23 protein-coding genes are annotated in these 26530 nt (G+C 72.9%); 5 read left to right on the plus strand and 18 right to left on the minus strand.

The genetic code is table 11. The features are described from left to right. The first annotated feature begins 113 nt into the window (after positions 1-113). Both VKA29_RS13455 and VKA29_RS13460 read left to right on the plus strand, forming a co-directional pair. Positions 114-896: a hypothetical protein gene (locus VKA29_RS13455; RefSeq protein ID WP_324785718.1), complete on the plus strand. Its 783-nt coding sequence runs from the start codon at positions 114-116 to the stop codon at positions 894-896. A 44-nt stretch (positions 897-940) separates the two neighbouring features. Continuing rightward, entirely contained in the window at positions 941-1327 is a 387-nt protein-coding gene (locus tag VKA29_RS13460) for a hypothetical protein (protein ID WP_324785719.1), read from the plus strand. Between the two features lie 79 nt (positions 1328-1406). Here VKA29_RS13460 and der read toward each other — a convergent pair whose 3' ends face one another. From der to aroH, 5 genes are all read right to left on the minus strand, one after another. Next, positions 1407-2885, minus strand: coding sequence for a ribosome biogenesis GTPase Der (gene der / locus VKA29_RS13465; RefSeq protein WP_324785720.1), 1479 nt, complete (start codon positions 2883-2885; stop codon positions 1407-1409). A gap of 67 nt (positions 2886-2952) precedes the next feature. Further along, on the minus strand, positions 2953-3603 hold the full coding sequence (locus tag VKA29_RS13470) for a lysophospholipid acyltransferase family protein (RefSeq protein WP_324785743.1): 651 nt from the start codon (positions 3601-3603) through the stop codon (positions 2953-2955). Between the two features lie 53 nt (positions 3604-3656). Beyond that, the gene (gene cmk / locus VKA29_RS13475) at positions 3657-4343 is read right to left on the minus strand and encodes a (d)CMP kinase (RefSeq protein WP_324785721.1); all 687 of its coding nucleotides are present in this window, start codon (positions 4341-4343) and stop codon (positions 3657-3659) included. Between the two features lie 136 nt (positions 4344-4479). Then, a complete protein-coding gene (locus VKA29_RS13480) occupies positions 4480-5565 on the minus strand; it encodes a prephenate dehydrogenase (protein ID WP_324785722.1) in 1086 nt (361 codons plus the stop codon). After that, complete coding sequence (aroH, locus tag VKA29_RS13485; protein ID WP_324785723.1) at positions 5562-5930, minus strand: chorismate mutase; 369 nt, start codon at positions 5928-5930, stop codon at positions 5562-5564. The genes VKA29_RS13480 and aroH overlap by 4 nt, the downstream gene beginning before the upstream one ends. A gap of 295 nt (positions 5931-6225) precedes the next feature. On the opposite strand from aroH, the gene VKA29_RS13490 reads away from it, so the two are divergent. Continuing rightward, positions 6226-6987 carry a DNA polymerase beta superfamily protein gene (locus tag VKA29_RS13490; RefSeq protein ID WP_324785724.1) on the plus strand — a complete coding sequence of 254 codons (762 nt, stop codon included), beginning with the start codon at positions 6226-6228 and terminating at the stop codon, positions 6985-6987. Between the two features lie 150 nt (positions 6988-7137). Here VKA29_RS13490 and VKA29_RS13495 read toward each other — a convergent pair whose 3' ends face one another. Next, complete coding sequence (locus VKA29_RS13495; RefSeq protein ID WP_324785725.1) at positions 7138-8160, minus strand: ADP-ribosylglycohydrolase family protein; 1023 nt, start codon at positions 8158-8160, stop codon at positions 7138-7140. Beyond that, positions 8157-8909 carry an NUDIX hydrolase gene (locus VKA29_RS13500; protein ID WP_324785726.1) on the minus strand — a complete coding sequence of 251 codons (753 nt, stop codon included), beginning with the start codon at positions 8907-8909 and terminating at the stop codon, positions 8157-8159. The genes VKA29_RS13495 and VKA29_RS13500 overlap by 4 nt, the downstream gene beginning before the upstream one ends. Before the next feature lie 81 nt (positions 8910-8990). Between VKA29_RS13500 and VKA29_RS13505 the strand changes: the two genes are divergently transcribed. Beyond that, complete coding sequence (locus VKA29_RS13505) at positions 8991-9860, plus strand: DUF72 domain-containing protein (RefSeq protein WP_324785727.1); 870 nt, start codon at positions 8991-8993, stop codon at positions 9858-9860. Positions 9861-9888: 28 nt separating this feature from the next. On the opposite strand, the gene VKA29_RS13510 is transcribed toward VKA29_RS13505, so the two are convergent. From VKA29_RS13510 to VKA29_RS13550, 9 genes are all read right to left on the minus strand, one after another. Next, positions 9889-11013, minus strand: a complete 1125-nt coding sequence (locus VKA29_RS13510) for a pseudouridine synthase (protein ID WP_324785728.1) — start codon at positions 11011-11013, stop codon at positions 9889-9891. Beyond that, the gene (gene scpB, locus VKA29_RS13515; protein ID WP_324785730.1) at positions 11013-11666 is read right to left on the minus strand and encodes an SMC-Scp complex subunit ScpB; all 654 of its coding nucleotides are present in this window, start codon (positions 11664-11666) and stop codon (positions 11013-11015) included. Before scpB ends, VKA29_RS13510 begins: the two co-directional genes overlap by 1 nt. Further along, positions 11663-12850, minus strand: coding sequence for a segregation and condensation protein A (locus tag VKA29_RS13520; RefSeq protein WP_324785731.1), 1188 nt, complete (start codon positions 12848-12850; stop codon positions 11663-11665). The genes scpB and VKA29_RS13520 overlap by 4 nt, the downstream gene beginning before the upstream one ends. Positions 12851-12868: 18 nt before the next feature. After that, positions 12869-13438, minus strand: a complete 570-nt coding sequence (locus tag VKA29_RS13525) for a hypothetical protein (protein ID WP_324785732.1) — start codon at positions 13436-13438, stop codon at positions 12869-12871. After that, positions 13423-14559 (minus strand): ParA family protein, encoded by a 1137-nt coding sequence (locus VKA29_RS13530; protein WP_324785733.1) that lies wholly within the window; start codon positions 14557-14559, stop codon positions 13423-13425. Before VKA29_RS13530 ends, VKA29_RS13525 begins: the two co-directional genes overlap by 16 nt. A gap of 399 nt (positions 14560-14958) precedes the next feature. Next, complete coding sequence (gene ald, locus VKA29_RS13535) at positions 14959-16083, minus strand: alanine dehydrogenase (RefSeq protein ID WP_324785734.1); 1125 nt, start codon at positions 16081-16083, stop codon at positions 14959-14961. A gap of 137 nt (positions 16084-16220) precedes the next feature. Then, on the minus strand, positions 16221-18296 hold the full coding sequence (locus VKA29_RS13540) for a tetratricopeptide repeat protein (RefSeq protein ID WP_324785735.1): 2076 nt from the start codon (positions 18294-18296) through the stop codon (positions 16221-16223). Between the two features lie 170 nt (positions 18297-18466). Then, entirely contained in the window at positions 18467-19093 is a 627-nt protein-coding gene (locus VKA29_RS13545; protein WP_324785744.1) for an NUDIX hydrolase, read from the minus strand. 83 nt (positions 19094-19176) lie between these two features. Then, positions 19177-20862, minus strand: a complete 1686-nt coding sequence (locus VKA29_RS13550; protein ID WP_324785736.1) for a CTP synthase — start codon at positions 20860-20862, stop codon at positions 19177-19179. Positions 20863-21362: 500 nt separating this feature from the next. Between VKA29_RS13550 and VKA29_RS13555 the strand changes: the two genes are divergently transcribed. Further along, positions 21363-23165: a glycoside hydrolase family 15 protein gene (locus tag VKA29_RS13555; RefSeq protein ID WP_324785746.1), complete on the plus strand. Its 1803-nt coding sequence runs from the start codon at positions 21363-21365 to the stop codon at positions 23163-23165. Positions 23166-23286: 121 nt separating this feature from the next. Here the strand turns inward: VKA29_RS13555 and VKA29_RS13560 are convergent, their stop codons facing one another. Together VKA29_RS13560 and VKA29_RS13565 are read right to left on the minus strand one after the other, a co-directional pair. Next, complete coding sequence (locus tag VKA29_RS13560; protein ID WP_324785737.1) at positions 23287-25743, minus strand: ABC transporter permease; 2457 nt, start codon at positions 25741-25743, stop codon at positions 23287-23289. Next, a complete protein-coding gene (locus tag VKA29_RS13565) occupies positions 25737-26474 on the minus strand; it encodes an ABC transporter ATP-binding protein (protein ID WP_324785747.1) in 738 nt (245 codons plus the stop codon). Before VKA29_RS13565 ends, VKA29_RS13560 begins: the two co-directional genes overlap by 7 nt. Positions 26475-26530 lie beyond the last annotated feature (56 nt).

Genomic DNA, 26530 nt, shown 5'->3' on the forward strand with positions numbered 1-26530 from the left:
CGTGACTACCGCCACAGATCCCCGTTGTCTTCTTCATGAGCCCGGGATCCGCCCGGTTCACGGGCCGGGAGCCACCCGGCCCCGCCACGCATCACATCCCGAGGGAGCCACCCGTGCCGCGCATGCTCGACGTCAGCGACGAGGTACGCGCCGAGATCGGCGACGAAGAGGCCGACCGGCTGCTCGCCGGAGAGAACGCCCCCGGCGGTTACGACTGCACGTCCTGCCGCACACCGGGGGACACCGGACAGGAGCGCACCAGCACCGTCCTGTTCGTCGGCGACGAGACCGCCGTCCTCGCCTTCGCCCACGCCACCTGCCTGCCCTCGCAGGTCGTGCAGGTCACCGAGGAACAGCTCCAGGGAGCCGTGCGGTCCATCTCCGGGGACGCCGCGGGCCCGCAGCCCGCGAAGGTCGTCCCCGAGCAGGCCGTGCTCGGGGTGACCAGCGGACTCGTCCTGGTGGCCGGGGAGTTGCACCCGGCCCTGGTCGTCGAGCCGACCGCGCCCGTCGTGCGGCCGGGCACGGCCGGCCCCGGGGACGACTTCCTGCCGCTGCTCATCGAGCAGGGTTTCATGCCGCTGACGGAGCTGGCCGAGGTGCCGCCGGTGCTGCACGGCTGGTCGGTGCTGCTCGCCATGGGCCAGCTGCACGCCGTCCTGCAGCCCGGCTTGCACGGCGGGCAGCCGGTGGCCTGGTGGCAGGCCCATCAGCCACTGCAGGTGACCGAGAGCTGGCGCAACGCCGCCCACAAGCACCAGCAGGCACTGGTGTTCGCCGCGCCGGTCGGGTCGATCGGCCGCCAGCCGCGGGAGGACCTGCTGCGGGACGCGCTCGACCGGGCGGCGGCGGGCGGCAAGCTGGTGGCGGCCGCCATGCCTCTCGCGGGGACGTGAGACGAGCCCCGCATCCCCTTTGACCCGGGGTCGTTTGGACATACGTGCACACCTACGACGTTCCCCGCCGCCCGTCCCGCCAGCCGGTCCCGTCCTCGCGGCCGGCTCAGGACCACCATGGCGGCCCATCGGCCACGCCGATCTACGACGCGCTCTACGCCGAGTACGTCAAGTCCTTCCGCGCGCTGCCGGGTGACCGCAGCGGCGAGGAGGACCTGGGCTTCACCGCCTTCGGGAACATCCCGCGCAGCCCGGCCGCCGACGGTCACCGGCCGGGGTCGTTCAGCAGTTCGTACGGCGCCTACAGTGCGGGCGCCTACAGCGCTCGCCAGCAGTCGCAGTGGCAGCGCGTCGCGCACGTCGGCCCGCAGGGCACCGGGCTGCACCACGTCCCTCCCGCCCTGCCGCCCGCGCCGAGCAAGGCGACCTGACGCGTGAGGAGGGGCGGCCCCGGTCGGGGCCGCCCCTCCTCACGTGTCAGGGTGACTCACTTCCACCTGTCCGGACGGCTCACTTCTTCTTCGCGCCGCGCTTCTCGCGCACCCGCACCGAGATGTGGATCGGCGTCCCCTCGAAGCCGAACTCCTCGCGCAGCCGCCGCTCGATGAAGCGCCGGTAGCCCGCCTCGATGAAGCCGGAGGCGAACAGCACGAACCGCGGCGGCCTGGTGCCGGCCTGGGTGCCGAAGAGGATGCGCGGCTGCTTGCCGCCCCGGATGGGGTGCGGGTGGGCGGCGACCAGCTCACCGAGGAAGGCGTTCAGGCGGCCGGTCGGGACGCGGGTCTCCCAGCCGGCCAGGGCGGTCTCGATCGCCGGAACCAGCTTCTCCATGTGCCGGCCGGTCCGCGCCGAGACGTTGACGCGCGGCGCCCACGCCACCTGGCCCAGCTCCGTCTCGATCTCCCGCTCCAGGTAGTAGCGGCGCTCCTCGTCGAGGGTGTCCCACTTGTTGTAGGCGAGGACGAGCGCGCGGCCCGCCTCGACGGCCATGGTGACGATGCGCTGGTCCTGCACGGAGATCGAATCGGCGGCGTCGATCAGGACGACCGCCACCTCGGCCTTCTCCACGGCCGCGGCCGTGCGCAGCGAGGCGTAGTAGTCGGCGCCCTGCTGCAGGTGGACGCGCTTGCGGATGCCGGCCGTGTCGACGAACTTCCAGGTCTTGCCGCCGAGTTCGATGATCTCGTCGACCGGGTCGCGGGTGGTGCCGGCGAGTTCGTTGACGACGACGCGCTCCTCGCCCGCCACCTTGTTCAACAGCGAGGACTTGCCGACGTTCGGGCGGCCGATCAGGGCGATCCGGCGCGGGCCGCCGACGGCGGCGGCGAAGGTCTGCTCCGGTGCCTCCGGCAGCGCCTCCAGGACGGCGTCCAGCATGTCGCCGGTGCCGCGGCCGTGCAGCGCGGAGACGGGGTGCGGCTCGCCGAGGCCGAGGGACCACAGGTAGGCCGCGTCGGCCTCGCCGCTGGGGCCGTCGACCTTGTTGGCGCACAGCACGACGGGCTTGCCGGCCTTGCGCAGCAGCCGTACGACGGCCTCGTCCGTGTCGGTCGCGCCGACCTTGGCGTCGACCACGAACACCACGGCGTCGGCCGCCTCGATCGCGTACTCGGCCTGCGCGGCCACGGAGGCGTCGATGCCGAGGACGTCCTGCTCCCAGCCGCCGGTGTCGACGACCTTGAAGCGGCGGCCGGCCCACTCGGCCTCGTAGGTGACCCGGTCGCGGGTGACGCCCGGCTTGTCCTCGACGACGGCCTCGCGGCGGCCGATGATCCGGTTCACCAGGGTCGACTTGCCGACGTTCGGGCGGCCGACGACGGCCAGCACGGGCAGCGGACCGTGCCCGGCCGCCTCGATGGCGCCCTCGACGTCCTCGACGTCGAAGCCCTCTTCCGCGGCGAGCTCCATGAACGCGGCGTACTCGGCGTCGCCAAGCGCTCCGTGCTCGTGCTCCTCGCCCGAGCCGCCGGAGGTGATCTGGTCGTTCATGAAGTCGGTACCTCGTTCATCGTGGTGATCGGTGGAACAGCCGTCTTCCGACGGGCCGGTCCACTACTCAGTTACTCAGTGTGGCCCGGCGCCCGGTCAGGCGCCTGGCGTTTTCCAGGTGGGTGGTCAGCTGCTTCTGGATGCGCTCGGTCGCCTCGTCCAGCGCCTTGCGGGTGCGCCGTCCGCTGCCGCCCGCCCGTCGCCCGCCACCACCCGTATAGGAGCTTCGCGCCCCTTCCACGGCCTCGAAGGGGTCGCCGAAGACGACGTCGATGCGGCTGCGCAGCGGGGGAAGCCCCTTCATCAACCGTCCGCGGCGCTCGGAACTTCCCAGCACGGCGACCGGGACGACCGGCGCGCCGCTGCGCACGGCGAAGTAGGCGAGCCCCGCGCGCAGCGAGGCGAAGTCGCCCTCGCCCCGGGTGCCCTCGGGGAAGATGCCGAGCACGCCGCCGGCCGACAGGACGTCGAGCGCCTGCGTGATCGCCGTGCGGTCGGCGACGGACCGGTCGACCTTGAGCTGGCCGATGCCCAGCAGGAAGGGGTCGAGCGGCCCGACGAACGCCTCCTTCTTGATCAGGAAGTGCGTCGGCCGGGGCGCCACGCCCATGACCATCGGGCCGTCGATGTTGTGGGAGTGGTTGACGGCGAGGATCGCCGGACCCGTCGCCGGAACCTTCCAGGCGCCCAGCACCCGCGGCTTCCACAGCCCGTACATCAGGCCGACGCCGATACGCCGCCCGACCTCGGCACCCCGCTCGGAAGCCGCTGTCACTTCGCCGCCCGCTTCTCCTCGACGAGGGTGACCACGCACTCGATGACCTGGGCCAGGGTGAGGTCCGTGGTGTCCACCTCGACGGCGTCGTCCGCCTTGGCGAGCGGCGAGGTCTTGCGGCTGGAGTCGGCCGCGTCGCGCTTGATGAGGGCCTCGCGGGTGGCGTGGACGTCGGCGCCCTTGAGCTCGCCGCTGCGGCGGGCGGCACGCGCCTCCGGGGAGGCGGTGAGGAAGATCTTCAGGTCGGCGTCGGGCAGCACGGTGGTGCCGATGTCGCGGCCCTCGACCACGATGCCCTGCTCGGCGGAGGCCGCCAGGGAACGCTGCAGCTCGGTGATGCGGGCCCGCACCTCGGGCACGGCGCTGACCGCGCTGACCGTGGAGCTGACCTCCTGGGTACGGATGGGACCGGCCACGTCTATGCCGTCGACGGTGATGGTCGGGTTCTCCGGGTCGGTGCCGGAGACGATCTCCGGCTTGCCGGCCACGGCGGCGATCGCGGAGGGGTCGTCGATGTCGATCCCGTTGCTCACCATCCACCAGGTGATCGCCCGGTACTGGGCGCCGGTGTCCAGGTAGCTCAGGCCGAGCTGGGCGGCCACGGCCTTGGACGTGCTCGACTTGCCCGTGCCGGCGGGGCCGTCGATGGCGACGATCACGGGCTGGGCGGCACCGTTTTCCACAGGGGGACACCTTCCTGGTGCGGTGTGGTGGGAGTGTGCGGGGCGGCGAGGGTGCCCCGCACAAGGTTACTGGCTCCCCGGACCCCCTCTTGCAGGCGGACGACCCGGGCGGTCACCGCCGGACCGCTGGGACGGTTCACTGCCGGACGGCCCAGCCCCGTTCCCTGAGCGCCGCCGACAGCACCGGCGCCGCCTGCGGTTCCACCATCAGCTGCACCAGGCCCGCCTGCTGCCCGGTCGCGTGCTCGATGCGCACGTCCTCGATGTTCACCCCGGCCCTGCCCGCGTCGGCGAAGATGCGGGCCAGCTGGCCGGGCTGGTCGTCGATGAGGACGGCCACGACCTCGTAGGCCCGCGGGGCGGACCCGTGCTTGCCGGGGACCCGGACCTGGCCGGCGTTGCCGCGCCGCAGGACGTCCTCGATGCCGGAGCTGCCCTCGCGCCGCTTGGCCTCGTCGGAGGCCTGGAGCGCGCGCAGGGCCTGCACGGTCTCCTCCAGGTCGGCGGCGACGTCGGTGAGCAGGTCGGCCACCGGCCCCGGGTTCGCGGACAGGATGTCGATCCACATCCGGGGGTCCGAGGCGGCGATCCGGGTCACGTCCCGGATGCCCTGCCCGCACAGCCGTACGGCGGTCTCCTCGGCGTGCTCCAGGCGCGCGGCGACCATGCTGGACACCAGGTGGGGCATGTGGGAGACCAGCGCGACGGCCCGGTCGTGCGCGTCGGCGTCCATCACCACGGGCACCGCCCGGCAGTGCGAGACCAGTTCCAGGGCCAGGTTGAGCACCTCGGTGTCGGTGTCCCGGGTGGGGGTCAGCACCCAGGGGCGGCCCTCGAAGAGGTCGGCGGTGGCGGCCAGCGGGCCGGACCTCTCGCGGCCCGACATGGGGTGGGTGCCGATGTACGACGTCAGGTCCAGGCCCAGCGCCTCCAGCTCACGGCGCGGACCGCCCTTGACGCTGGCCACGTCGAGGTAGCCGCGGGCGGCGCCCCGGCGCATGGCGTCGGCCAGCACGGTCGCCGTGTGCGCGGGCGGCGCCGCGACGATCGCGAGGTCGACGGGCCCCTCGGGTGCCTCGGCCGTGCCGGCGCCGAGGGCGGCCGCGGTGACGGCCTGCTCCGGGTCGTGGTCGCTGAGGTGGACGGTGACGCCCCGCTGGGACAGCGCGAGCGCGGCGGAGGTGCCGATGAGGCCGGTGCCGATGACGAGTGCGGTTCTCACTGGGCGATGTCCTTGCGCAGGGCGGCCGCGGCGCCGAGGTAGACGTGGGCGACGTCGGCGCGGGGCCGGTCGGACTCGATGTGCGCGAGGATCCGGACGACGCGGGGCATGGCTCCCTCGACGTCGAGTTCCTGCGCGCAGATCAGGGGTACGTCGGCGAAACCGGCGCCGAGCTTGCGGGCGGCGGCCGCCGGGAATTCGCTGTGCAGGTCGGGCGTGGCCGTGAACCAGACGCTGATCAGGTCGTCGGCGGTCAGCCCGTTCCGCTCCAGGACGGCGGTGAGCAGGGCACCGACCTGCTCGTTCATGTGGTCGGCGTCGTCCCGCTCCAGTTGGACGGCCCCCCGGACCGCTCGTACCGCCACGGTGCTGCTCCTTGCTCGGCGTGCGTATCGGCTCTCGCGGACCAGCGTAGTCAGCGCCCGCCGGCCGGGGACGCGGCGCCCGCCCGCTGAGACGGCGGAGCGAGCGGCGGATCGAAGCGGACCGAGACGGGCCGAGACGGCCGATGCGAGCCGAGAGGGGCCGAGACGGCCGATGCGAGCCGAGAGGGGCCGAGACAGACCGAAACGGGCCGAGGCGGGCCGAGACAGACCGAGACGGGCCGAGGCGGCGGAAAATTCGATCCGCCCGGCGGGCGGTGCCGCGTACGCTCCGGGCATGCTCCCCGAGGCCCTGGTACGCGACCACACCGTCTACTCCTGCGTGATGGGTTCGCGCGCCTTCGGCCTGGCCACGGACGTCAGCGACACCGACCGCCGGGGCGTGTTCGTCGCCCCCACCTCCCTGTTCTGGCGGTTCGAGAAGCCGCCGACGCACGTCGAGGGGCCGGCCGAGGAACAGTTCAGCTGGGAGCTGGAGCGCTTCTGCGAACTGGCCCTGCGCGCGAACCCGAACATCCTGGAGTGCCTGCACTCCCCGCTGGTCGAGCACGTCGACGACACCGGCCGTGAACTCCTCGCGCTGCGCGGGGCGTTCCTCTCCCGCCGGGCGCACGAGTCGTTCAGCCGTTACGCGCTCGGCCAGCGCAGGAAGCTGGCGGCCGACGTCCGTTCGTACGGCGCCCCGCGCTGGAAGCACGCCATGCACATGCTGCGCCTGCTGGCGACCTGCCGCGACCTGCTGCGCACGGGCGTCCTGACCGTCCACGTGGGCGAGTTGCGCGAGCCGCTGCTGGCGGTCAGGCGCGGCGAGGTGCCGTGGCCGGAGGTGGAGTCCCGGATGAACCGCCTGGCGGCCGAGGCGGACGAGGCCGTCAGGCGCAGCCCGCTGCCCGAGGAGCCGGACCGGCGCGGGGTGGAGGACTTCCTCGTCCGCGTCCGCCGCGCCTCAGCCCGCCTGCCGGACCCGGACGACCAAGACGTACGGGGCGACGAAGACGTGCGGGGCGCCCGCCGCCCGCGAGATGCCGGGCGGCGCTGAGACGCCCCGCGCCTCCTCCGGCAGGACGTGCGGCCGCCCCGCGTCGGCCCGCACGCGCGCCTGCCCGGCATGCGGGGCGTCGCCCACCACCGGGCCGCCCAGCACTCGGCCGCCCAGCACTCGGCCGCCCTCCACCGAGCCGCCCACCGCTCAGGCGTCCCAGAGTGCCCCGAGGGTCGTCAGGTCGCTCCGGTACTCGATGCGGTCGGCCCATTCCGTGGGCCAGGCCTCCGCCCCGCGGTACGCGCCCGCGAAGGCGCCGGTGAGGCAGGCGATGGAGTCGGAGTCGCCGGAGGTGCAGGCGGCCCGGCGGATGGCGGTCACCGGCTCGTCGACGAAGAGGAGGAAACACAGCAGGCCCGTCGCCAGGGCCTCCTCGGCGATCCAGCCCGCGCCGGTGGCCAGGCACGGGTCGGTCTCGGGCGAGACGGTGCGCACGGCGTCCTGAAGACGGACGAGGATCTCCAGGCACTCGTCCCAGCCGCGGGCGATGAAGCTCTCGGGGCTGGGGTCGCCGGCCCGGGTCCACAGGTCGCCGAGCCACGCCTGGTGGTAGCGGGCGCGGTTGTCATGGGCGTACGACCGCAGCAGGCCGACGAGGCCGGTCGGTTCGGCGCCCTGCGCGAGGAGGCGCACGGCGTGGGCGGTGAGGTCGGAGGCGGCCAGGGCCGTGGGGTGCCCGTGCGTGAGCGCGGCCTGCAACTGGGCCGCGCCCGCGCGCTGGTCGTCGCTCAGGCCGGGCGCCAGGCCGACCGGCGCCACGCGCATGTTGGCGCCGCAGCCCTTGGAGTCGATCTGGCTGGCGTCCTGCCAGGGCCGGCCTTCCTCCTTCAGCAGGCTGCACGCCCGCAGGCAGGTGTTCCCCGGGGCCCGGTTGTTCTCCGGCGACTGGTACCAGCCCACGAACTCCTCGCGCAGCGGCCGCTCCAGCCGCTTCGGGGCCAGCACCCCGCGGTCCATCGCGGTCCTGAGCGCGCGGCCGAGCGCCAGCGTCATCTGCGTGTCGTCGGAGACGACGGCCGGCTGCGGCAGCGCCATCTCCCGCCACGGCCCGAACTCGGCGAGGATCGACGGCACGTCGTCGAACTCGGTGGGGAAACCGAGGGCGTCCCCGAGGGCGAGGCCGGTCAACGAACCGGAGGCGGCACGCTTGTGGACGGTCCAGTCGCTCATGCGGGGTGTCCTTCCCGGGACGGTCGGAGCAGGGGCGGGTACAGGGTGGTGGCCGGGCCGGCGCGGTACAGCGCGGCCGGTTTGCCGCGGCCCCCGGTCAACCGGGCGGCGCCGGGGACCGGTTCGACGAAGCCGGGCGTGGTGAGCACCTTGCGGCGGAAGTTGGGGCGGTCGAGCGGGGTGCCCCACACCGTCTCGTAGACCTGCTGGAGCTCGCCGAGCGTGAACTCGGGCGGGCAGAACGCGGTGGCGAGGCAGGTGTACTCGAGCTTGGCGCCGACGCTCTCGTGGGCGTCGGCCAGGATCCGGTCGTGGTCGAAGGCGAGGGGGCCGGCCGAGTCGTACGGCAGCCAGCTCGCCCGCGCCGCGTCGCTGCCCGCCCGCGGTTCGGGCGCGTCGGGCAGCAGGGCGGTGAAGGCGACCGACACGACCCGCATGCGGGGGTCGCGGCCGGGTTCGCTGTACGTGCGCAGCTGCTCCAGGTGCAGCCCGGTGACGTCCTGAAGGCCGGTCTCCTCGGCGAGTTCGCGCCGGGCGGCCGTCTCGGCGGACTCGTCCGGCTCGACGAAGCCGCCGGGCAGCGCCCAGTGACCGGCGTACGGCTCCTGTCCGCGCTCGACGAGCAGCACGTGCAGGGCGCCGGAGCGCAGGGTGAGGACGGCGAGGTCGACGGTGACGGCGAAGGGTTCATAGGCGTACTTGTCGTAGCCCGCCGCATCGCTGCCGGACTCGTCCGCGCCGAGAGCCATGCACCCCACCTCCTTAATAGTCATACCGACTATAAATGTCGCCGGGTGCTTCCACAACCCCTCGCCGGGTAACCGCACGCGATGGGCGAGATCCTGGTGGGCACGTGTTCGTGGACGGACCGGGCGCTGGTCGGCAGCGGCTGGTATCCGGCGGGGCGGCGGGACGCCGAAGGGCGGCTGCGGTACTACGCCGAGCGGTTCCCGGTCGTGGAGGTCGACTCGGCGTACTACGCGCTGCCCGCCGCACGCAACAGCCGCCTGTGGGCCGAGCGGACGCCGGAGGGCTTCGTCTTCGACGTGAAGGCGTTCTCGCTGCTGACCGGGCACCCGACGCGGGACTCGGCGATGCCCGGCGGGCTGCCCGCCGGGCATCGCGACCCGAAGGTGCTGGACGAGGTGTGGGCACGGTTCACCGAGGGGATCGAGCCCCTCCGCACGGCGGGGCGGCTCGGCAGCGTGCTGTTCCAGTTGCCGCCGTGGTTCCGGCCGGGCAGACGGACCGGGGTGTTCCTGCGGGAGTGTGCCGAGCGGACCGCCGGCTGGCCCGTCTCCGTGGAGTTCCGGCACCCCGGGTGGTGGAACGCGGAATGGGCCGGGGCGACGCGCGCGCTGCTCGCCCGGTACGGCATGACGGCCGTGGCCGTCGACATGGCCCGGTCCCTGCCCGGCTCCGTCCCCCCGGTCACCCCGGTCACCTCCCGCCGCCTGTCCGTCGTCCGCTTCCACGGACGCAGCCCCGCCTGGGGCACGGGCAGCAAGGAGGACCGCTTCCGCCACGACTACTCCGAGTCCGAACTCACCGAGTGGCTGCCCCGCCTGCACGCCCTGGCGGCCCGGGTCGACCAGGTCCACGTCCTGTTCAACAACTGCTGCGGCACGGCGGCGGTCCGGGCCGCGGAGACCATGCGGCGCCTCCTCGACACGTCGACGCCGCGCTCACCGGCGGGGTGAGCGCGGCGTCGCCCGGTGCGGGACGCTCCTACAGGTCGACTTCCTTCATCAGCATGCCGACCTCCGTGTTCGACAGCCGGCGCAGCCAGCCCGACTTCTGGTCGCCCAGGGTGATCGGGCCGAAGGCCGTGCGCACCAGCTTGTCGACCGGGAAGCCGGCCTCGGCGAGCATGCGGCGCACGATGTGCTTGCGGCCCTCGTGCAGGGTCACCTCGACCAGGTAGTTCTTGCCGGTCTGCTCGACGACCCGGAAGTGGTCCGCCCGCGCGTACCCGTCCTCCAGCTGGATGCCGTCCTTCAGGCGCTTGCCGAGGTCCCGCGGGATCGGTCCGACGATGTGCGCGAGGTAGGTCTTCTTCACGCCGTACTTGGGGTGCGTCAGCCGGTGCGCCAGCTCGCCGTGGTTGGTGAGCAGGATCACGCCCTCGGTCTCGGTGTCGAGACGGCCCACGTGGAACAGCCGGGTCTCCCGGTTGGTGACGTAGTCGCCGAGGCACTGACGGCCCTCGGGGTCCTCCATCGTGGACACCACGCCCGCCGGCTTGTTCAGCGAGAAGAACTGGTACGACTGCGTGGCGACCGTCAGCCCGTCGACCTTCACCTCGTCCTTCTCCGGGTCGACCCGCTTGCCCTGCTCCAGGACGATCTCGCCGTTGACCTCGACCCTGGCCTGCTCGATCAGCTCCTCGCAGGCTCGCCGGGAGCCGTAGCCCGCGCGGGCGAGGACCTTCTGCAGCCGCTCGCCCTCCTGCTCGGCGCCCGGGAAGGTCTTGGGGAGCTTGACGTCCTTCCGGCCCGCGTACCGCTCCCGGTTGCGCTCCTCGGCGCGGGCGTCGTACTCACGGGAACTCGCCGGAGCCGTACGGCCGCGCCCGGTGCCCTGGCCCTGCCTGGGGCCGCCCTTGGCACCGCCGCGCGCCGAGGTGCCACGGCCCGACTTCGGGCCGTCCTGGGTGGCGCCGGGTCCCACGTCGTAGCGCCGCTCCTCCGGGCGCGGCTTCTTCGGCCTGCCGCTCCCCTGCTTGTCGTCCCGGGAGTTGCCGGCGCCGCGGTAGTTGCCGCGGCCACCGCTGCTCCCGCCGCGGCCGCCGCTGTTGCCACCACGGCTCCCGCCGTTGTTTCCGCTGCTGTTCCTGCCGCTGCTGCTTCGCATCAAAGTTCCGTCTTGTCGTCTGCGTCCTCGGAATCCGGAGCGTCCGGATCGAACGACGGCACGCCCTCCTGGGTCTCGGCCTCGATCGCCTCCGCCTCCGGGAGGAAGGGCGCGAGCTCCGGGAGTTCGTCCAGGCCGCGCAGGCCCATCCGCTCCAGGAAGTAGTTCGTCGTCCTGTACAGGATCGCACCTGTTTCGGGTTCCGTACCCGCCTCCTCGACCAGACCGCGCTGCAGGAGGGTGCGCATGACACCGTCGCAGTTGACTCCTCGTACGGCCGAGACGCGGCTGCGGCTCACCGGCTGCCGGTAGGCGACCACCGCCAGGGTCTCCAGTGCGGCCTGGGTCAGCCGGGCCTGCTGGCCGTCGAGGACGTAGCGCTCGACGGCCACCGCGTACTCGGGGCGGGTGTAGAACCGCCAGCCGCCCGCGATCAGCCGCAGCTCGAAGCCGCGTCCCTGGGCGGTGTACTCGTCGGCCAGCTCGCGCAGCGCGGCCGCGACCTGCCGGCGCGGCCGTTCCAGGATCCGGGCCAGGTGCTCCTCGGTCGCGGGCTCGTCCACGACCATCAGGACCGCCTCCAGGGCGGGCTTGAGGCCGAGATCGGCGACCGTGCGCAGCCCGGCCGGAACGTCGGTGGTCTCCTCGCTCACGCCTTGTCCTCCTCGGGCCGCTCGGGCGGCCGGTCGAACTCGTCGGTCACCATCGGCCGGGCGTCCCCCTCGCCGCCCGTCCAGCGCACGGTCAGCTCCCCCAGCGCCGCCTCCTGGTCCAGCGCCACCGCCTTCTCGCGGTACAGCTCCAGCAGCGCCAGGAAGCGGGCCACGACGGTCAGCGTGTCGTCGGTGTCCTCCACCAGCGTGCGGAAGCTGGCCTCGCCGAGCTGCCTGAGCCGGGCGACGACGATGCCGGCCTGCTCCCGCACGCTCACCAGGGGCGCGTGGATGTGGTCGACGTACACCTGCGGCTTCGGCCTGGGCTGCATCGCCTTGACCGCGAGTCCGGCGAACCCTTCCGCGCCGATGCTGATGACCACCTCGGGCAGCAGCTCGGCGTGGTGCGGTTCGAGGCCGACGGTACGGGGGTGGCGGCGGGCCTCCTGGTCGAGGCGGTGACTGAAGATGTCGGCGATCTGCTTGTAGGCGCGGTACTGCAGCAGCCGCGCGAACAGCAGGTCGCGCGCCTCCAGCAGCGCCAGGTCCGCCTCGTCCTCCACCTCGGCGGCGGGCAGCAGCCGGGCCGCCTTGAGGTCGAGCAGCGTGGCGGCGACCACCAGGAACTCGGTCGTCTCGTCCAGGTCCCAGTCCGGCCCCAGGGCCCGGATGTGCGCCATGAACTCGTCGGTCACCTGCGACAGCGCCACCTCGGTGACGTCCAGCCTGTGCTTCGAGATGAGCTGGAGGAGGAGGTCGAAGGGCCCCTCGAAGTTGGCGAGCCGGACCGTGAAGACGCCGTCACCGGCCGCCTCGGAGCCACCGGCCGCCCCGTCCGGCACGGGTCCCGGCTCGTGCCCGCGCTCGGCATCGTGCCCGCGCTCGGCATCGTGCCCGCGCTCGGGCTCGGTTTCCGGCTCAGGGACGACGGTTCCCGGAGCGACGGACTCCGACGACCGCTCCGGCTCCGCGGGCACCACAGGCATCGGCGGCTCGGCGCGTGCGGGTGGCTCCGCGGCTGCCGGTGGTTCGGTCACGGGTGCCCCGGGCTCCAGCGGCTCCGGGTCCGCCACGGGCGTCGTGCGCTCGGCCGGCGGAGCGGCCGGCGGCACCCCGGGGCCTCTCCCCAGCGCGCGCCGACGGCCGGCGGATGCGCCGGGGACGGGAGCGTCGCGGGAGGTCATGGCCTCCGCAGGCTACCGCTACCGCCCACGCAGCCGGCGGACGAGGATGCTCGCGTCCCCGCGGGACTCCAGGTCGGCCAGCACCACGGCGACCGCCTCGCGCACGATGCGCCCGCGGTCGACGGCCAGCCCGTGCTCGCCGCGCAGCACCAGACGCGCGTGCTCGAGGTCCATCAGTTCCTCGGCGGAGACGTAGACGGTGATCTTCTCGTCGTGTCTCTCCCGCCCGCTGGGCCGCCGCGCCGCCGCCCGTCCGCGCTTGCGAGGCTGGGCGCCCGGGGCAGAACCTTCCTGCGCCTGCTGGCCCTGCTGTCGGCGGTCCGAGCGCTCCGCGCCCCGGCTGCGGGACTGGCCCGCGTCGGCCGACTCCGGCTCCACCGCCACGTGCTCCGCGCCGTCGCCGTCGCCGCCCTGCGCGGGCACCGACTGCGGCGCGTCCTCCGCGGCCGCGATGCCGTCGCTCTCCCCCGCGGGAGCGGGCACGCGGGCCTCGCCGTTGGCCCGCCGTGGGCTGGACGGCTGGAGCGCCGTCCCCCCTGTCGTACGGAAGAGTTCGTCGGCCCCCGGCAGACTCACTCGGCGTGACACCGGGCGAGCACCTCCCTGGCGAGCTGGCGGTAGGCGGCGGCACCGACGGAGTTCGAGGCGTACGTGGTGATCGGCTCACCGGCGACCGTGGTCTCCGGGAAGCGGACCGTGCGGCCGATGACCGTGTGGTAGACGTGGTCGTCGAACGCCTCGACGACACGCGCGAGCACCTCACGGCTGTGCACCGTGCGCGAGTCGTACATCGTGGCGAGGATCCCGTCGAGCTCCAGCTCCGGGTTGAGCCGCTCCTGGACCTTCTCGATGGTCTCGGTCAGCAGGGCGACACCGCGCAGCGCGAAGAACTCGCACTCGAGCGGCACGATCACCTTGTGCGCGGCGGTCAGCGCGTTCACGGTGAGCAGGCCGAGCGAGGGCTGGCAGTCGATCACGATGTAGTCGTAGTCGGCCATCAGCGGCTTCAGGGCGCGCTGGAGCGTGGACTCGCGCGCGACCTCGGAGACCAGCTGGACCTCCGCCGCCGACAGGTCGATGTTGCTGGGCAGCAGGTCCATGTTCGGGACCGCCGTCTTCAGGAGCACCTCGTCGGCCGCCATGCCCCGCTCCATGAGCAGGTTGTAGACGGTGAGGTCGAGCTCCATCGGGTTGACGCCGAGACCCACCGACAGCGCGCCCTGCGGGTCGAAGTCCACGAGCAGCACACGCCGGCCGTACTCCGCGAGCGCGGCACCCAGGTTGATGGTCGACGTGGTCTTGCCGACGCCGCCCTTCTGGTTGCACATCGCGATGATCGTCGCGGGGCCGTGGCTGGTCAGCGGACCCGGGATCGGGAAGTACGGCAGCGGGCGCCCGGTCGGGCCGATGCGCTCACGGCGCTGGCGGGCGGCGTCGGGCGCGAGCGTGGCCGCGTACTCCGGATCGGGCTCGTACTCGGCGTCGGGGTCGTAGAAGTGCCCGTCGGGCAGTTCGTCGTAGTCGGCGAAGTGGTTGTGGGGCGCGCCACTTCCGTCGCCGGCCATGGCGTTCACGTGATGGCCATCCATGCTCTGGTGTGCTGGCTGAGTCACGCCTGCGTGGTGACTCTGGTGGGCTGCGAAGGTGCGCACAGCGACGGAGCCGACAGCCTCGAATCCCGCGGGGCCGCCCTGGCCCCGGACAGGCATTCCTGGTTGACCACCCCCGGGAGAAAATGTCGACTCATTCACAAGTCGTCTTACCTCCTTGGTGACCAGGAAACTTCTAGACAAGGTCAGCGTGACACCATGCCGACGATTGGCGACTCTATGGCGTGTCGGGCGTCCGCAGCAACACAATCCACCGGACCCGGCAGGATGTGTCGGCAATGAAACATCCCTCTGTCAAGGGCGTACGGCCGTCGCACGGCAGGTCCCACCGGCGCGCGAATCGACCGAAGTGTCACGTTCGAGGCGAGTTGGTCGAGAGCCGCGGAGTGACCATACACACATCCGGCCGGACCTTGTCGGGCAAGGTCCGGCCGCGGGTGCGTGGTTGACGCGAGTTGTTGACGTATCGCCTTTATGAAAAGGTGACTTGGCCCGGGATCAGCCGAGCAGCGACTCCAGCTCCACGTGCTCCAGACCGTGTGCCTCGGCGACCTCGCGGTAAACCACCTTGCCGTCATGGGTGTTGAGGCCCTTGGCCAGCGCGGGGTCGCGGCGCAGCGCCTCCACCCAGCCACGGTTGGCGAGTTCGACGATGTACGGCAGCGTCGCGTTGGTCAGCGCGTAGGTGGAGGTGTTGGGCACCGCGCCGGGCATGTTGGCGACGCAGTAGAAGACCGAGCCGTGGACCGGGAAGGTCGGCTCCGCGTGCGTGGTCGGGCGGGAGTCCTCGAAGCAGCCGCCCTGGTCGATCGCGATGTCGACAAGGACACTTCCGGGCTTCATGCGGGAGACCAGCTCGTTGGTGACCAGCTTCGGGGCCTTGGCGCCCGGGATGAGCACCGCGCCGACGACGAGGTCGGCCTCCAGGATGGCCTTCTCCAGCTCGAAGGCGTTGGAGACGACGGTCTGGATCTTCGTGCCGAAGATCTTGTCGGCCTCGCGGAGCTTGTTGATGTCCTTGTCGAGCAGGGTCACGTGGAAGCCCAGGCCGATGGCGATCTGCGCGGCGTTCCAGCCGGAGACGCCGCCGCCTATGACGACGGCCTTGCCGGCCGGCACACCCGGGACGCCGCCGGGCAGCACGCCGCGGCCACCGCCGGCGCGCATCAGGTGGTAGGCGCCGACCTGCGGGGCCAGCCGGCCCGCGACCTCGGACATCGGGGCGAGCAGCGGCAGGGCGCGGTTGGGCAGCTCGACGGTCTCGTAGGCGATCGCCGTGGTGCCGGACTCCAGCAGGGCGTCGGTGCACTCCCTGGAGGCGGCCAGGTGCAGGTAGGTGAAGAGGGTCTGGTCCTTGCGCAGCCGGTGGTACTCCTCGGCGACCGGCTCCTTGACCTTCAGCAGCAGGTCGGCGGTCGCCCACACCTCGTCGGCGGTGTCGAGGATCTGCGCGCCCGCGGCGACGTACTCGTCGTCCGTGATCGAGGAGCCGACACCGGCGTTGCGCTCGACGACGACCTGGTGCCCGTTGCGCACGAGCTCGTGCACGCCTGCGGGGGTGATGGCCACCCGGAACTCGTTGTTCTTGACCTCGCGGGGGATGCCGACCTTCACGTGGATCACGGTCCTTGGCTCAGGGGGAATGTGGTGCATTACAAGACATACCCAGGCATGCCGCGGCACACCGGGAGACACCGCAGGAGAAGGTGCGGCAAAGCCAGTTTAATGAAGGTGTTCCCGCTGTCTAGCCTTTCATTGCATCAATCTTCAGCGGATGTACTACGGATTTCGCAGGCATCAGCGCCGTGTTTCGGCTGGCCGGTGCCTTCCGGCGCCTCCTCCGGCTCCTCCGGGTCCTCCGCCAGCAGCCGGTCGGCGGCGCTCCGGTGCACCCCGGCCGCCACCGGATCGCCCAGGTGCTCCATCGTGTCGGCGAGCCGCAACTGCAGCGCGGCCTGCAGGCGCACGTCCCCGGCGCGGTGGGCCAGCTCCACCGCCTCGTGACAGGTCTGCAGCGACTCCTCGGGCCGCCCGGCGTACTCCTGGACCCGCGCCAGCTCGCTCAACGCCCGCGCCTGGGCGGCCACGTCGCCGGTCCTGCGGTACCCGGCGACCGCCGCGCGCCAGTTGCGCAGCGCCTCGCCGTAGCGGCCCGTGTAGGTGTGCGCCTCGGCGATACGGCCGTACAGCCGGGCGGCGTCCGCGTGCTCGCCGCGGGCCAGGCGCTGGGCGAGAGCCCGGCCGAACCAGTCGGCGGCCCGGTCGTGGTCACCGAGTTCCTGGTGGGCGCCGCCTACGGATTCCATCGCGCGGCCGGCCGCGTACGGGTCGTTCGCCTCGCGTCCGGCGTCCAGAGCCGCCCGGTAGCGTGCCAGCGCCTCGGCGGTGCGCCCGGTCCGGGCGTCCAGGTCGCCCAGGTTCAGCAGCGCCGCGGCCTTCTCCCGGGGCAGGCCGCGCCGCTCGGCCACGTCGAGGACGAGCCGGTGGACGCCGTACAGATCGGCCGCAGCGGCCTGCGTGCCGAAGTGCGCGATCATGGCCTTGACCAGCTGGGACATCAGACGGCGGGCGAGCGTGTCCAGCTCGCCGTCGGCCACCGCCAGGCGGGCCTGGGCCAGCAGGGCGGGCCTGCCGGCGCGCAGCCACTCCTCGGCCGCCCGCGGGCTGGGGAAGCGCAGGGAGCGCGGCATGCCCTGGAGCTTCTCGCGCGCCTCGATGCTGTCGGTCTCGGTGATCGCCCGGCACGACTGCAGCAGCCGCACGGTCCGCTCCAGCATCCGGGCGCGGGCCAGCTGCAGCTCCCCGGGGCGGTCCTGGCTCCCGGCGAGCGCCTCGAGCAGGGGGTGCAGGCAGCCGGGCACCTCGTACCGCGGCAGCGGCGAGTCCAGCGGCCGCAGCAGGCCGCGGGCGACGAAGTCGTCCAGGGCGGCGCGCGCGGCGCCCACCGAGCAGCCGGCCAGCGCGGAGGCGGTGTGCGGGTCGACCAGTCCGGCCGGGGCGAGGGAGAGCAGCCGCAGGATACGGGCGGCCTGGGCGGGCAGCGCGGCGCAGGCGAGCCGGAAGGCCCGGCTGAGCGGGGTCGCCTCCGCTCCCTGGGCGCGCAGCTGCCTGGCGAGGTCGGCGACGGCGGCTTCGGGGCGGGCGGCCAGCCAGCCGCCGGCCAGCAGCAGCGCGGCGGGCTGGGCCTGGCACTCCTCCACCAGTCCCTCGGCGGCCAGCGGGTCGACGGTGATGCGCACGGAGCCGGTGTACCGGGTCAGCAGTTCCATGGCGGACTTGACGTCCAGGCCGCCGAGGGTGCAGGGGCGCACGTCGGAGATGCCGGTGAGCGGGCCGCCGGACACGGCGACGACCAGGCAGTCCGGGTTGTCCGGGAGGAGCGCGTCGACCTGTTCGGCGTCGGCCGCGTCGTCCAGCAGGAGCAGGGCGCGGCGGTCGGCGAGGGCGGTGCGCAGGGCGTCGGTCAGGTCGTCCTCGGTGGCCCCGGGCGGGGCGGACCGGTCCAGGGCGGCGAGCAGTTCGCGGGCGGTACGCCCGACGGGGACGGGGGTGCCGTCGGGCTCGCTCAGACGAGCGCGCAGCACCCCGTCGGGGTAACGGTCCGCGACCTGCCGTACGAGTTCCTCGGCGAGGGCCGTGCGGCCCGAGCCGGGCCGGCCGGCGATGAGCAGCACGCGCGCGCGGGGGGCCTTGCGGCCGGCCAGGGTGTCCAGGCCCGCGCGTTCGATGTCGGCCCGCAGCTCCTTCAACTCACGGGTGCGGCCCAGGAATCGACTCTCCTCGGCAGCGCGCCCCGACAGCCGTACGCCGGCCGTGTCCACCGCCTGATCCGTCACGGGCCACACTCCCGTCCCACCGCACGCGCAAGCCCGCCGGGAACCGGTCCGGGCATGCACAGAGCCTAGTTCACGCTCTGCAACGTTCCGTGACGAGCGCGGCGGGCGGATCCCCCGATCGGATCAGGCGATGGTCGTACCGACGAGGGCGGCGGCGGGGCCGGTCGCGGTCAGGCCTCGAACGGGCGCGCCGGCCAGGGCGCCTCGGCCGGGCGCAGCGCGTCCAGCCCGTCCCCGCCCCGCGCGGCGGCCAGCGAGAGCACGCCCACGACGAGACAGTTGTTGTGCAGCTCGCCCGCGAGCACGCCCCGGACCAGTTCCGCCACCGGCACCCGGGAGATCTCCATGTCGGCCTCTTCGTGCTCGACCTCGAAGCGCTCGCCGTCGGCCGCGGACAGGTCGCGGGCGAGGAAGATCCGCACGGCCTCGTCACAGCCGCCGGGGCTGGTGTAGACGTCGGTCAGGACCCGCCAGTCCCCGGCCTTGGCGTGCGCCTCCTCGTACAGCTCGCGCTGGGCGGCGCTCAGCGGGTTCTCGCCGGGCACGTCCAGCAGGCCCGCCGGGATCTCCCACAGCTTGTGGCGCACCGGGTGGCGGTACTGGCGGATGACCAGCACGCGGTCCTCCTCGTCGAGGGCGAGGACGGCGACCGAACCGGGGTGGACCTGGTAGTCGCGGTGGACGACCGTTCCGTCGGGCATGACCACGTCGTCGGTGCGGACCGAGGTCTTGTTGCCCGTGAAGGGGGTGTCCGTCGCCCGGATCTCCCACTCCTCGGGGGTGTCCTTGATCGTCATGCCCTGCCCTTCCACGCGCACAGCGAAAACCGGGGTGCTCACCTGGTGAAGGTACGCACCCCGGCCACCGTACAACCGGTGTGTTACTTCGCATTCCCCCGCTCGCCCGCTTCCCGCCGGCGCTCGACGGCCGCCTTCACGAGGCCGGCGAACAGCGGGTGCGGACGGGTCGGGCGCGAGCGCAGCTCGGGGTGCGCCTGCGTGGCGACCAGGTAGGGGTGCACGTCGCGCGGGTACTCGACGTACTCGACGAGCTTGCCGTCCGGCGAGGTGCCCGAGAACAGCAGCCCGGCCTTCTTCTCCAGCTCCGCGCGGTAGGCGTTGTTCACCTCGTACCGGTGGCGGTGGCGCTCCTCGACGTACTCCTTGCCGTCGTAGACCTCGCGCACGATGGAGCCCTCGGCCAGCTTGGCCGGGTACATGCCCAGGCGCATGGTGCCGCCCATGTCGCCCTCGCCGGCGACGATGTCCAGCTGCTCGGCCATGGTGGAGATCACCGGGTGGGCGGTGGCCGGGTCGAACTCGGTGGAGTTGGCGTCCGAGATGTCGGCCAGGTTGCGCGCGGCCTCGATCACGATGCACTGCAGGCCCAGACACAGGCCCAGCAGCGGGATCCGGTTCTCGCGGGCGTAGCGGATGGCGCCGACCTTGCCCAGCACGCCCCGGTCGCCGAAGCCGCCGGGGATGCAGACGCCGTCGACGTCGGCGAGCTGCGCCTTGGCGCCCGCCGGGGTCTTGCAGTCGTCGGACGTGACCCACTTGATCTTCACGCGGGCCCGGTTGGCGAAGCCGCCGGCGCGCAGCGCCTCGGTGACCGACAGGTAGGCGTCGGGCAGGTCGATGTACTTGCCGACCAGGGCGAGGGTGATCTCGTGGTCGGGGTTGTGCACGCGGTCGAGCAGGTCGTCCCAGGTCGTCCAGTCCACGTCACGGAACGGCAGGTCCAGCTTGCGGACGACGTAGGCGTCCAGGCCCTCGCCGTGCACGGTCTTCGGGATGTCGTAGATCGAGCGGGCGTCGGGGCAGGCCACCACGGCGGCCTCGTCGACGTCGCACATCAGCGAGATCTTGCGCTTGATCGCGGTCGGCACCTCGCGGTCGCAGCGCAGCACGATGGCGTCCGGCTGGATACCGATGTTCCGCAGCGCGGCCACGCTGTGCTGGGTCGGCTTGGTCTTCAGCTCGCCCGAGGGGCCGATGTAGGGCAGCAGCGAGATGTGCACGACGAAGACGTTGTCGCGGCCCACCTCGTGGCGGACCTGGCGCACCGTCTCCAGGAACGGCAGGGACTCGATGTCGCCGACCGTGCCGCCGACCTCGGTGATCACGACGTCGACCTCGTCCGTCGCCATGCGGCGGATGCGGTGCTTGATCTCGTTGGTGATGTGCGGGATGACCTGCACGGTGTCGCCGAGGTACTCGCCGCGCCGCTCCTTGGCGATCACCGTCGAGTAGACCTGGCCCGTGGTGACGTTGGCGGAGCCGTCCAGGTCGCGGTCGAGGAAGCGCTCGTAGTGGCCGATGTCCAGGTCGGTCTCGGCGCCGTCGTTGGTGACGAACACCTCACCGTGCTGGAAGGGGTTCATCGTGCCGGGGTCGACGTTCAGGTACGGGTCGAGCTTCTGCATCACGACGCGCAGGCCCCGCGCCTTGAGCAGCATGCCGAGGCTGGAGGCCGTCAGCCCCTTCCCGAGCGAGGAGGCGACACCCCCGGTGACGAAGATGTGCTTGGTCGTCGTGGCTGTGCTGTTTCGGAAAGCAGCGGGCATGGCCAAGAGAGGGCTCCCGTGGTCGCGGTCTGGGTGCTGTGCGGCTGCCGACCGGGAATCTCCGGGGGTGCCGTCGCTGCGGTTCGGGGGGTTTCTCCCACCGGTCCACGGGCTACCAGGGTATCAGCGCCGGAACACCACGGCGCCCGGCCACTCTCCGTACACGCGTCGACACGGACCCGCGCGCCCTCACGGGTCTCTCACCCGCTGCTCACCCGTTCGGCCGACCCGGGTTGCCGAGAGCGGCACGCAGATCATCTACGTGCGTCGTATCCTGCTCGGACACTCGCTGCCGAGCCCGGCCGGGTACGACGGCACACCCCCGCCCGTACTCACCGGAGAACGAGAGCTCGTCAGTTCATTGAGCACCAATCGTCGTTTTGCCACACAGCCGGACGACGGCTTTGCTTCACCGCTGAACGACGCAATACAACGACCCCTTGACCGCACTAGCGACAGCCCCTTCCCGGGGCGACGTGGCCGTTCGACTGGAGTTGCACGTGGCCGGGCGCATCGAAGACTACGCACTCATCGGAGACATGCAGACAGCTGCGCTGGTCTGCCGGGACGGGACAGTGGACTGGCTGTGCCTGCCCCGCTTCGACTCGCACTCCATCTTCGCCGGCCTGCTGGGCACCGAGGAGCACGGCTTCTGGCGGCTCGGCCCCGCGCACGCCTCCGACGCCGAACCCCCCACGGCGGCCCGGCGCGGCTACCGGGGCGACTCACTGATCCTGGAGTCCGAGTGGGACACCCCGCGCGGCACGGTCCGGGTGACCGATTTCATGCCCCCGCGTGAAGGCGCCCCCCAGCTGATCCGGATCGTGGAGGGTGTCACGGGACGGGTCCCGATGCGCTCGGCGCTGCGGATGCGCTTCTCCTACGGCCGTGTCGTGCCCTGGGTGCACCGGCACGACGGGCGCACGGTGGCCGTGGCCGGCCCGGACTCCGTCTGGTACGACACGGAGTGCGAGACGTACGGCAAGGGGCTCACCACGTACTCGGACTTCACCGTCGCCCCGGGCGACCGGATCGCGTTCACGATCTCCTGGGAGCCCTCGCACAAGCAGCCGCCCGCGCTGCCGGAGCCGGAGCAGTCGCTCCAGGCCACCGCGGACTTCTGGCGCGAGTGGGTCGAGCACTGCACGTACCACGGCCCCTACCGCGAGGCCGTGATCCGCTCGCTGATCACGCTGAAGGCGCTGACGTACGCCCCCACCGGCGGCATCGTCGCCGCGCCGACGACCTCCCTGCCCGAGGACATCGGCGGCGTCCGCAACTGGGACTACCGCTACACCTGGCTGCGCGACGCGGCGATCACCCTGTCCTCGCTGCTGCGCACCGGCTACCGCGAGGAGGCCCGCGCCTGGCGCGAGTGGCTGCTGCGGGCCGTCGCCGGCGACCCGGACAACCTGCAGATCATGTACGGCATCGCGGGCGAGCGGGAGTTGGGCGAGGCGGAGCTGGACTGGCTGCCCGGCTACGAGAACTCCGCGCCGGTGCGGGTCGGCAACGGCGCCGCCCACCAGCTCCAGCTGGACGTGTACGGCGAGGTCACCGAGGCGCTGCACCTGGCCCACATGACGGGCCTGGCCCGCAACGACTACGCGTCCCTGCTCCAGCTGAAGCTCATCCGGTACCTGGAGAAGCACTGGCAGGAGCCGGACGAGGGCATCTGGGAGGTGCGCGGCCCGCGCCGCCACTTCGTGCACTCCAAGGTGATGGCCTGGGTCGCCGTCGACCGCACGATCAAGCTCATCGAGTCCGGCGACGCGGACGGCCCGCTGGAGCGCTGGCGCGAGCTGCGCGACGACATCCACCGGGACGTCTGCGAGAAGGGCTACGACAAGGAGCGCAACACCTTCACCCAGTCCTACGGCTCGAAGGAACTGGACGCCTCGCTGCTGCTGATCCCGCAGATGGGCTTCCTGCCGCCGGACGACAAGCGCGTGATCGGCACCATCGAGGCGATCCAGCGCGAGCTGTCCACCCCGGACGGGTTCATCCTGCGCTACCCCACCGAGGGCGAGAGCGAGGGCGTCGACGGCCTGCCCGGCGACGAGGGCGCCTTCCTCGCGTGCTCGTTCTGGATGGCGGACGACCTCGCGATGATCGGCCGCGTGGACGAGGCGCGCAAGCTGTTCGAGAAGCTGCTGTCGCTGCGCAACGACCTCGGCCTGCTCGCCGAGGAGTGGGACCCGCGCCGGCAGCGCCAGGTCGGCAACTTCCCGCAGGCCTTCAGCCACGTGCCCCTGATCGACACGGCCCTGCGCCTGACCGCCTCGGGCGCGTACGGCGGCTGACCGCGCACCGCCCCGGTCGTCACCTGTGCGGACGACCGGGGCGGGCGGGCCCGCACGGCACGCGGCCGGGTGATCCGTCGGCCGCCGCAGGCGGCCGCCCGGCTCCGGCGTCGGCGGGCGGTCACTCGCGTGCGCCCGCCGGCTTCACCGCCCCGCGGCGCAGGCGGAGGCCGGCCGGCACGACCGCCGAGCCCACGGCGATCACCGCGCAGGCGCCCAGCACGGCGGCGAGCGCCGCCCACGGGACCTCGATCGACGTCCGCACCGAGAGCAGGCCCAGCGCGCTCCACAGGCCCGCCAGGCCGATGCCGGCGACCAGCGCTCCCAGCAGCCCGCCGATCACGACCACCATCAGCGCCTCGGCGCCCACCAGCCACAGCACCTGCCACCCGGTGGCGCCGGCCAGCCGCAGCACAGCCAGCTCGCGGGCCCGGTCGGAGGTCGCCATGACCATCGTGTTCGCCAGTGAGATGCCGGTGTACAGGAGGGCGATGCCCAGGACCAGGAAGAGGCCCGTCCGGGTCGTCCGGCCGGTCCCGGAGTGCGTCGCCCGCAGCCAGGCGTCCCTGGTGCGGACCTGCCCGCCCGACGCCCGCACCGCCTGGCGCAGACCGGCGGCCACGGTGGCCGGGCCGGCGCCGTCCGCGAGGCGTACGTCGACCCGGTCGACGGGCGCCGCGGGGGCGTTGCGCGGGGTGACGTACACGCCGTTGTCGCCGGTGCCGATGGTCATGACCGCGGCGATCCTCAGGGACTTCCGCGTGCCGTCGCCGAGCCACACGTCCACCCGTTCGCCCACGGTGTGCCTCTCCCACTCCTCGTTGACGATGACCGAGTCGTCGTCCAGGTCGCTCACCTTCCCCGCGGCGAGCGGGAGGCGTGCCGTCGCCGCGAGCGGTCCCGGCTCGACGGCCCTGGCGTCGGACCTGATGAGCGCCACGCCGTCCTCCAGGACGAACACGGCGCTCGACGAGCTCGCGGAGACCTTTGCGCCGGACACGGCCCGAAGCCGCTTCAGCGTCGCCTCGTCGAAGCCGGCGTCGCCTGCCGGAGTGACCACGAAGTCGGCGGCCGTCCGCTCGCGCGCCTCGGTGGCCCTCGCCTCGTCGAGGGTGGCGGTGGCGCCCAGCAGCGAGCCCGCCAGCGCGACCGTGACCAGCACGGGCGCCGCGACGGCGGCGGTACGGCGCACCCCGGCCGCGGCGTTCTCCCGCACCAGCATCCCGCTCGCGCCGGGCAGCCGGGCCGGCAGCCAGACGATCAGCCGGGTCAGTGGCGGCACCAGCACCGGCGCGAGCAGCGCGACCCCGGTGATCAGCAGCATCGGCCGGCTCACATACGTCTTGCGGTGCAGCAGGTCGCCCGGGTCCGTCACCAGGGCCAGCGCCGACGTCACCGCGGCGGTGATCAGCAGGGCGGCGCCGGACAGCCCGCGGCCCCAGGTCATCGCCCGGGTGTCCACGGACGCCTCGCGCAGTGCCTCGGCGGGACCGGTGCGCCCCGCCCGCCAGGACGCGGCCAGCACCCCGCACAGGGCCACGAACAGGCCCGTCGAGAACGCCATGGGGTAGGGCCAGGTGTGATCGCCGATGGTGAACCAGCGGGGCGCGAGGCTCTCGTCGACCGCCCACTCGGCGAGCTTCGGAGCCCCGTAGGAGCCGAGGACACAGCCGGCGGCCGAGGCGAGCGCGCCGACCACGAGCGCCTCGGAGACGACCATGCGGCGGATCTGCCCCGGGGTCGCCCCGGCGGTGCGCAGCAGTCCGAACTCGCGGCGTCGCTGGGCCACCGCGAACGCGAAGGTCGAGGCCACCACGAACACCGCCACGAACCCGGTGACGCCGCCGGCCGTGCCGAACATGGCGTTCATCGCGGTGAGGGCCTCGCCGTCCCGGTCGGGGTCGGCGTCCGCGTACCGACGCGCGTCCCCGGTGAGGACCCGGACGCCCGCGCTGCCACGCACCGCCTCGCGCACGGCCGCCGCATCGGCGTCGACCACGAGCTGGAGGCTGCGCGGCGACAGTCCGGCGGCGCGGGCGTCGGTGCAGAAGACGGCGTTCTCGAAGCCGAGCCCGGCGACGGTGCCGACGACGCGTACGGTGCCGCGGTCGGTCCGCACCCGGGTGCCGGGACGGGCCCAGTCACCGCTGACGACGACCTCGTCCGCGGCCTCGGGCGCGCGTCCGGCGTCGAGCTCGTACGGCGCGAAGGCCGCGGTGGACCAGGGGTGGCCGACCAGATCGGAGGGCCCGCCGTCGGCCCGCACGGCGAACGACCGGTCCTCGACGACGGTCCCGAGGCCGCGCAGCTTCGCGATCGCGGCGGCGGGCACGGCGCGCGGCTGCGCGAGCTTCTGGGTGCGGCGGCCCTTCCGGGTGGGCACGTCGAGGGTGTCCTGCCCCCTGACGACGACCGGCGCGGCGGCGAACCGCTCCGGCCCGCGGCCGGGGGCGTCCAGTGAGGACGCCAGGGCCAGTCCCATCACGGCGATCAGCGCCACGCCCAGGCAGAGGGCGACGAAACTGGCGGCGAAGGTGACCCAGCGGGTGCGCAGGGTACGCAGCGTGGTGCTCAGCACGGCGCCGCCTCGAGCTTGGTCATGCGCGCCGCGATCTCCTCGGCGGAGGGGCCGGTCAGCTCGCCGTCGACACGGCCGTCGACGAGGAAGACGACGCGGTCGGCGTAGGAGGCGGCGACCGGGTCGTGGGTGACCATGATGATCGTCCGGCCGTCCCGGTCGGCCATGCCGCGCAGCAGGGTCAGCACCTCGCGGCCGGTGCGGGAGTCGAGCGCGCCGGTCGGCTCGTCGCCGAACAGCACTTCGGGGCGGGTGATCAGGGCGCGGGCCAGGGCCACCCGCTGCTGCTGGCCGCCGGACATCTCCGCCGGCCGGTGCCGCGCCCGGTCGCCGAGTCCGACCTGTTCGAGCACCCCGCGCACCTGGGCCTTCTTCGGGCGGCGGCCGGCCAGCCGCAGCGGCAGGGCCACGTTCTGCTCGGCGGTCAGCGAGGGCAGCAGGTTGAACGCCTGGAACACGAAGCCGATGCGCTCGCGGCGCAGCAGGGTCAGCCTGGTCTCGCTCAGCGTGGTCAGCTCGGTGTCCCCCAAGGTGACCGAGCCCGACGTGGGCCGGTCCAGGCCCGCGGCGCACTGCAGCAGGGTCGACTTGCCGGACCCGGACGGGCCCATCACGGCGGTGAGGGTCCCCCTCCGGAAGGCGAGCGACACCCGGTCGAGGGCGGTGACGGACGTGCCGCCCGCCTCGTACCGCCGGGTCACGGACCGCAATCGGATCGCGTCGTCGGTCATGTGTTCCGCCACCAGCACCTGCTCCTCGGCTCGTCGGTGCCTCCACGAAACCGCGG

Source organism: Streptomyces sp. H51, from assembly GCF_035656535.1.
GTDB lineage: Bacteria > Actinomycetota > Actinomycetes > Streptomycetales > Streptomycetaceae > Streptomyces.

Excerpts from the sequence above, each read along its gene's own strand:
- der (WP_324785720.1), bottom strand. The coding sequence starts at position 2,885 with ATGAACGACCAGATCACCTCCGGCGGCTCGGGCGAGGAGCACGAGCAC.
- VKA29_RS13470 (WP_324785743.1), bottom strand. The coding sequence starts at position 3,603 with ATGTACGGGCTGTGGAAGCCGCGGGTGCTGGGCGCCTGGAAGGTTCCG.
- VKA29_RS13490 (WP_324785724.1), top strand. The coding sequence starts at position 6,226 with ATGCTCCCCGAGGCCCTGGTACGCGACCACACCGTCTACTCCTGCGTG.
- VKA29_RS13495 (WP_324785725.1), bottom strand. The coding sequence starts at position 8,160 with ATGAGCGACTGGACCGTCCACAAGCGTGCCGCCTCCGGTTCGTTGACC.
- VKA29_RS13500 (WP_324785726.1), bottom strand. The coding sequence starts at position 8,909 with ATGGCTCTCGGCGCGGACGAGTCCGGCAGCGATGCGGCGGGCTACGAC.
- VKA29_RS13505 (WP_324785727.1), top strand. The coding sequence starts at position 8,991 with ATGGGCGAGATCCTGGTGGGCACGTGTTCGTGGACGGACCGGGCGCTG.
- VKA29_RS13510 (WP_324785728.1), bottom strand. The coding sequence starts at position 11,013 with ATGCGAAGCAGCAGCGGCAGGAACAGCAGCGGAAACAACGGCGGGAGC.
- VKA29_RS13520 (WP_324785731.1), bottom strand. The coding sequence starts at position 12,850 with ATGACCTCCCGCGACGCTCCCGTCCCCGGCGCATCCGCCGGCCGTCGG.
- VKA29_RS13530 (WP_324785733.1), bottom strand. The coding sequence starts at position 14,559 with ATGCCTGTCCGGGGCCAGGGCGGCCCCGCGGGATTCGAGGCTGTCGGC.
- VKA29_RS13545 (WP_324785744.1), bottom strand. The coding sequence starts at position 19,093 with ATGACGATCAAGGACACCCCCGAGGAGTGGGAGATCCGGGCGACGGAC.
- VKA29_RS13550 (WP_324785736.1), bottom strand. The coding sequence starts at position 20,862 with ATGCCCGCTGCTTTCCGAAACAGCACAGCCACGACGACCAAGCACATC.
- VKA29_RS13565 (WP_324785747.1), bottom strand. The coding sequence starts at position 26,474 with ATGACCGACGACGCGATCCGATTGCGGTCCGTGACCCGGCGGTACGAG.